2 protein-coding genes are annotated in these 5,935 nt (G+C 61.6%); both read right to left on the bottom strand.

Features of this window, described 5'->3' with window-relative positions; all coding sequences use genetic code 11:
• Positions 1-1,638: type I secretion system permease/ATPase (locus BIS10_RS16920; protein WP_253507024.1), on the bottom strand; the 1,638-nt coding region annotated here is incomplete at its 3' end.
• An 82-nt stretch (positions 1,639-1,720) separates the two neighbouring features.
• Entirely contained in the window at positions 1,721-5,923 is a 4,203-nt protein-coding gene (locus BIS10_RS16915) for a peroxidase family protein (RefSeq protein ID WP_253507021.1), read from the bottom strand.
• Positions 5,924-5,935 lie beyond the last annotated feature (12 nt).

Genomic DNA, 5,935 nt, shown 5'->3' with positions numbered 1-5,935 from the left:
CTGAATAACCGCCACGAGATCGACGGCCGCCAGAGCGCTTGGGCGGTGGGCGGCTACGACGGCGATACCGCCACGCTGCTTAACGCCTTGAATGGCTGCCGTCAGTGCTGCTTCGCCTTCAGCGTCGAGGTTGGAGTTGGGCTCGTCCAGCACCACGATGAAGGGGTTGCCGAACAGTGCGCGGGCGAGTCCGATCCGCTGCCGCTGGCCGCCTGACAGGGAGGCACCCAGCGAGCCGAGCTGCGTTCGATAGCCGTTGGGCAAACGTACGATCATCTCGTGGACGCTTGCGGCCATCGCCGCCTCCACCACCGCATGGGAATCCGGTGTTTCCTGAAACCGCGAAATGTTCTCTTCGATCGTGCCATTCAGCAGCGCGACCTCCTGCGGCAGATAGCCGATGAACTGACCGAGCGCCTCGTCTTGCCATTGCGATAGCTCCGCGTCATCTAGGCGCACGCTCCCACGCAGCACGGGCCAAATGCCTGTCAACGCGCGTAGCAGCGTGGTCTTGCCGCCACCGCTAGGGCCGATGATCCCAATCGCCTGGCCAGCCTTGAGTTCGAAGCTCAGCTCGCTGAGCAGGACTTGTCCGGAATCGGGGGCTGCGACGGTGATGTTCTCGACCTTGAGGGATGAATTCGGGCTGGGCAGCTCCATCGGTTCGTCACCGTCCGCCAGCGCCATGACGGTTTCCTTCAGGCGTGAGAACGCGGTTCGCGCAGCGACGACGTTCTTCCAGTTGCCAATGGCAAGATCGATGGGGGCGAGTGCCCGCGCGGAGGCAATGGAAGCGGCGATGATCGCGCCAGCGCTAAGCTCCCCCTGAATAGTGAGCAGCGCCCCGAGGCCAAGAACGGCCGACTGCAGCACCATCCGCAGCACCCGTGAAACCGCTCCGAAGGTGCCGCTGACATCATTGGTTCGCGTCTGTAACTCCAGATGATCGTCGTTCGCCCGATTGAAGCGCTCCACCGCGCGACCGGCAAAGCCCATCGCCTTGAGGATCTCCGCATTACGAGCATTGGAGTCGGCAATGGTATTGCGTGTAACGGCAGCCTGCTGCATGGCGCTGCTCAGCTTGGACGTCTTCAGCTCCGTGATAATTGCGAGCATGGCCAGGATGAAGCCGCCAAGAAAAACCAGCGCGCCAAGGTAGGGGTGCAAAATGTAGACGAACAACAGAAAAAGCGGCATCCAGGGAAGGTCCAGCAGCGCCACAGGGCCCTGGCTTCCCAGAAAGCCGCGCACCGTATCCACGTCGCGGCCACGCTCCAGTGATTCAGCGGTCGAAAACCCGAAGCGCGGCATATCGATAGCGACCCGATGGGCCAACGGCGCGACCCTTCTGTCGAGGCGCGCGCCGATGCGAACAAGGATCTGGGAACGGATGGTGTCGAACATTCCCTGAAAGCAATACAGGCCGAGCGCCAGCACAGAGATGGCAACCAGCGTCGAAATGCTCCCGCTGGTCAGCGCTCGGTCGTAAATTTGTAGCATGTAGAAGGCACCGGTCAGGGCGAGGATATTGATGATCCCTGACATGCCGAATAAGAAGAAAAAGATTCCTCGGAAACCTTTGGTCAGCTGCTCTGCGCTCTTGCGCTTCGCTGACGTACTAGCGTCTCTTTTACGCATGCGAACTCCCCCTGCACCCTAAGTTGAACGGGCGTTCCCTGCGGGCGGGTACGCCCGCAGGGTTCGTTATTGTTATCGTTCGTTATAGGTTGAAGTCGCTCGCTCCCAGCTCATGCCGACCCTTGATGCTGATAGAGAAATCCGCATCGTCGTCTCCGGTCGTGTTGCCTTCAACGACGGTGTAGTCCTCGCCGTCGCGGGTTTGATGGCTGAACATCAGCTGGCCAACGCCGGTGAAGGCCTCGGTCACTAACGTGAAGCTCTGGTTCCCCGTTGCACAGCCATGCGCATCCACACCGCTGAGATCGATACGGTCGCCCGGCTGAAATCCCATGATGGTATCGCCGTCCGCATCCGCTGCGGAGAGGAAGCGGAACGTGTCGTTGCCTGCCCCGCCATCCATCACGTTAGCCGCGCGGCTCGCTGTGATCGTATCGTCTCCCGATCCCGTGACGATGTTCTCGACACCCCACAGCCCATCATTGCCAGTCTCAGCGCTCGAGACGCTGCCGCGCCCCATGAAGCCGGTGCCGAGATCTGCCTTGATCGCTGACATAATGGCTGACATATCCAGCGTGTCGCTGTCGCTGTCACTGCCGCCCACCATGTCGTCGCCGTAGTAGGTATCGTCGCCGTCATCGGCTTCGGCCACGAACATATCGTCTCCCTCGCCGCCGAAGACCGTGTCATCGCCAGCCCCGGCATTGATAAAGTCGTTGCCGTCTTCGCCCAGAATGCGGTCGTCGCCGTCATCGCCGTAGAGCATGTCCGCGCCGTCGCCGCCAAGGATGTCGTCGTCGCCGTCATGGCCGAAGACGACGTCTCGACCGCCCAAGCCCATGATGGTCTCGCTCTCCGCCGTTCCAATCAGCGTATCAGCGCCTTCGCCGCCAGCCATGGCCGCCGCCGGTATTACTTGCGTTCCGTCTTCCTCCTCATACTCTTCTTCGCCTTCCTCGTACTCTTCTTCGTCTTCCTCGTACTCTTCTTCGTCTTCCTCATACTCTTCTTCGTCTTCCTCGTCCTCCGATTCATCGTCGGTTTCGGTCTCGTCTTCGTCTTCCGGCTGTTCCGACTCGGGCTCGACCTCGAAGCGGACGGAGTTCTCGTCGTCGCCCACTAGAGCCTCGCCCGCTTCGTTGGCCTCGACGGGGTGGTCAGCGAGCATCGTGCCGTCGGCAAGTTCGACGACATCCTGCTCCCGAAGTGCGCCCACCACCGTGTCGTGGCCGCCCATGGTTTTGAACACCACCCGATGCGCAGAACTCAGTGCCGAGATGTCCAAGACATCGTCATCCTCCGAGCCCATCACGTGGATGGTGCTCATCGCCAGACTGGTTCCAGTGAAGTCGCCGGCAATCGTAAACGTGTCGCCGCCTCCCTGGCCGTCGATGACGATTTCCTCGATGTTAGCGAGTTCCGCCATCACCACCCCGTTGCGAACGATGACGATCTCCGTTCCAGCGTCGAGGTCGGCAAAGCCCTGGGCCAGGGCATTGGTCCGATCGAGAATCGCGAAGGATTCGGCTTCACCGGCGCTGCCAAGGATTTCTGCGGTATCAACTTGGTTGCCGCCATCAAGGATATCGCGCCCGCCATCGGCCTCGGTGATTAGCAGGTCATCACCGGCGCTACCGAACAGGACGTCATCGCCCTCACCGCCGTTCAGAACGTCGTTGCCCCCGCCGCCGTTGAGGTCGTCATTACCAGCGCCACCTTCGAGAGTGTCGTTGCCAGCCAGCCCGAAAAGTAGGTCGTCGCCGTCTCCGCCCTCAAGGGCATCATCACCAAGCCCACCGCGAAGGTCGTCCGCACCGGCGCCTCCCAGCAGCGTATCGTCGCCATCCCCGCCGTTGAGGAAGTCATCCCCATCACCGCCATCGAGATTGTCGTTGCCGTCCGCGCCGATCAGGCGATCATTGCCTGCACCGCCGTAGACAAGGTCGTCGCCGCCGCCTGCGAGCAGGTTGTCGTTACCGGCAAGGCCGATCAGGATATCGGCCGCCTCAGTGCCTTCGAGGCGCGTTGCACCAACGTCGTTGCCGTTGGTTCCGGTAATAACCTGCAGGTCACTATCCCCGAAGGACAGCACTTCGATATTGCTGACGAGGTCGGTGCCATCGGAGACACGGTTCTGCCCGCTTACTGGGTCCACCGCTGCATCGTCCACATCAACATGTGCTACGGTGAGCCGGCCGGTGTCTTCATCCACCGCAATCTCATAGGCGGCGCGATCGCCCCAATAGAGGGCCGTGTCGATACCGGATTCGTCCTCAAGGATCTCGCGAACCATCTGCAATTGCCCGGGGTTGATCCGGCCTTCGACCATCCACGCCGACAGCGGACGGGTAACCTCCGCGCCATCGATAGTGAGAGTCACCGGCCCGTCCATGCTATCGACCGTCGCGATCTCGTCGCCGGTGCCATCGCGGTTCGTCATGATGGCGATGCGCACGTTGAGCCACGCGTCGCCGTCGATAACATCGTCGCCACCGCGCCCCTCAATCGTATCGCTGCCGCCACCGCCCAGCAGGATGTTGCCGCCGGTAAACACCAGCTTTTCATCACCGGAGCCATCAGCCCAGTACTCCGCGTTGCGCATCATATCGGGGGTAATTAGCTGGTCGAGGCCGTCGATCCGGTCAATACCTGCCTGGTCGAGTTCGTTATGGATGAAGTTGCCCTCAGGCGTCGGGTCGGCGACGATCGGCGTGGCGCCCTCTTCCTCGTTGCTCCGGTTGTCGCCGCGCAGGATGTCGTCCTGCACCCAGCCAGACAGCGCCTCCACTTGGCTGAAGCGGTCCCGCAGCACTTCCAGCGGCAGCGTGGTGAATACCTCCACGTTCATATCGGCGTCGGCCGCCACGTTTTGGCCTTTGTGGATGACCCAATCGTGCCCCCACATGCCGATGTTCTTCTGGATGCCCTCTCCCGCCACCATGATGTCGTCGCCTGAGTCGGCGTCGTAGTCGGTGTCGCCATTGCCGCCGTTGAGGATGTCGTGGCCAATTACCGTGGAGTTGAAGAAGAGTTCGCCGTTGTCGCCAGCGATGTATTCAAAGCGACTCTTACCCTCGACCCAGTCGTGGCCTTCGTTGCCGAAGAGTACGTCAGGGCCGTCGCCACCGAGGAGGAAGTCATCCCCCATGCCAGCGCGGATCTCAGACCCGTCCGGGCCGGTGATCAGGAAGTCCTTGCCACGGCCACCGAAGATCAGCGCCGCGCCGCTGCCGCCATGGATAACGTCGTTGCCCTCGTCTCCCTTGAGCATGTCGACTTCGCCGATATCGGTCCCGGAGTTGGTGATGATGTCGTCACCCTCGCCGCCGTTGATCTTGTCGACGCCATACCCGGCCTCGATGCGGTCGTCGCCCGCGTCACCCCAAACGGTGTCATCGCCACCGCCAGCGACGATGCGATCGTTGCCGTCTGTGCCCTGGATGACGACGTGGTCGGCACCGTTATAGCGCAGGTAGGCACCGTCGCCTTGCGCGTCAGGCGCCCCGCGCTCGACCAGTTGAGAGGCGGACTGAAGGAACGGATCTTCGTGTTGAGGATCATCCACCCCGGTCATCTGCATCTGCTTGGCGTAATCAACATAGAGGATGTGATCCGGTGTCGAGAAGATATCGCCCGGGATCGCAAAGCCGGTCTCCTCGAGGTCGGTATTTGCCAGGGCCATCTTGGCCAGGGAGTTATTCTCCAGCTCGGTCAGCAGGTTCAACCCCTGGGTGCGCGACAGGTAGTAGAACCGGTCGGCATCCTGCAGGTTCTCAAGCTGCATTTCGAAGACGAAGGCGAAGGTGGAGCCGAGCATGCCGCCGAAGGGCATCTTCTTCTCAGCGAGGCCGCCCATCCACAGGTCGATGTCGTTCACGCCTGTCTGCTCGGCTGGCGCATTAAGCCAGTCGAGGCGTGCCTCCCGATCAGCTGCGCTCTCGTTCGGAGCACCGAGAACAAGATCAGTGGCCGCCGCACGCTTGCCAGCGATGGTGTCTTCGGAAGTGACCGACTCATGCGTGCCGTAGGCCGCGATGAAGTTGATGACCGAGGCAGGGTTCTTCATGTTCTCAGCGAAGTCGGCCCAGCTGGTGTACGGCTTGAGCTGCGTGTCGCCATCCGCCATCTCCATAAACTGCGCCCGGGCCTCGTTGAGGGTGGGCATGCCGGTGTCCCGCCCACGGGCGATGTTGATCGCGGGAAGGTCAAGCGGAATACCGAGGAGCTGGTTGCGCAGGGTGTTGGTGACGAACTCGTCAACCTCGTTGCCAACCTGGGCCGTCATACCGCGCAGGAT

This window comes from Halomonas sp. 707B3, assembly GCF_024158645.1.
Taxonomy (GTDB): Bacteria; Pseudomonadota; Gammaproteobacteria; order Pseudomonadales; family Halomonadaceae; genus Vreelandella; species Vreelandella lionensis.
Note: the sequence above shows the minus strand (reverse complement) of the source record. Positions and strands in the feature narration are given on the sequence as shown.

Bases quoted from the DNA above. Each gene is read 5' to 3' on its own strand.
- BIS10_RS16915 (WP_253507021.1), bottom strand. From the start codon at position 5,923: ATGACGGCCCAGGTTGGCAACGAGGTTGACGAGTTCGTCACCAACACC.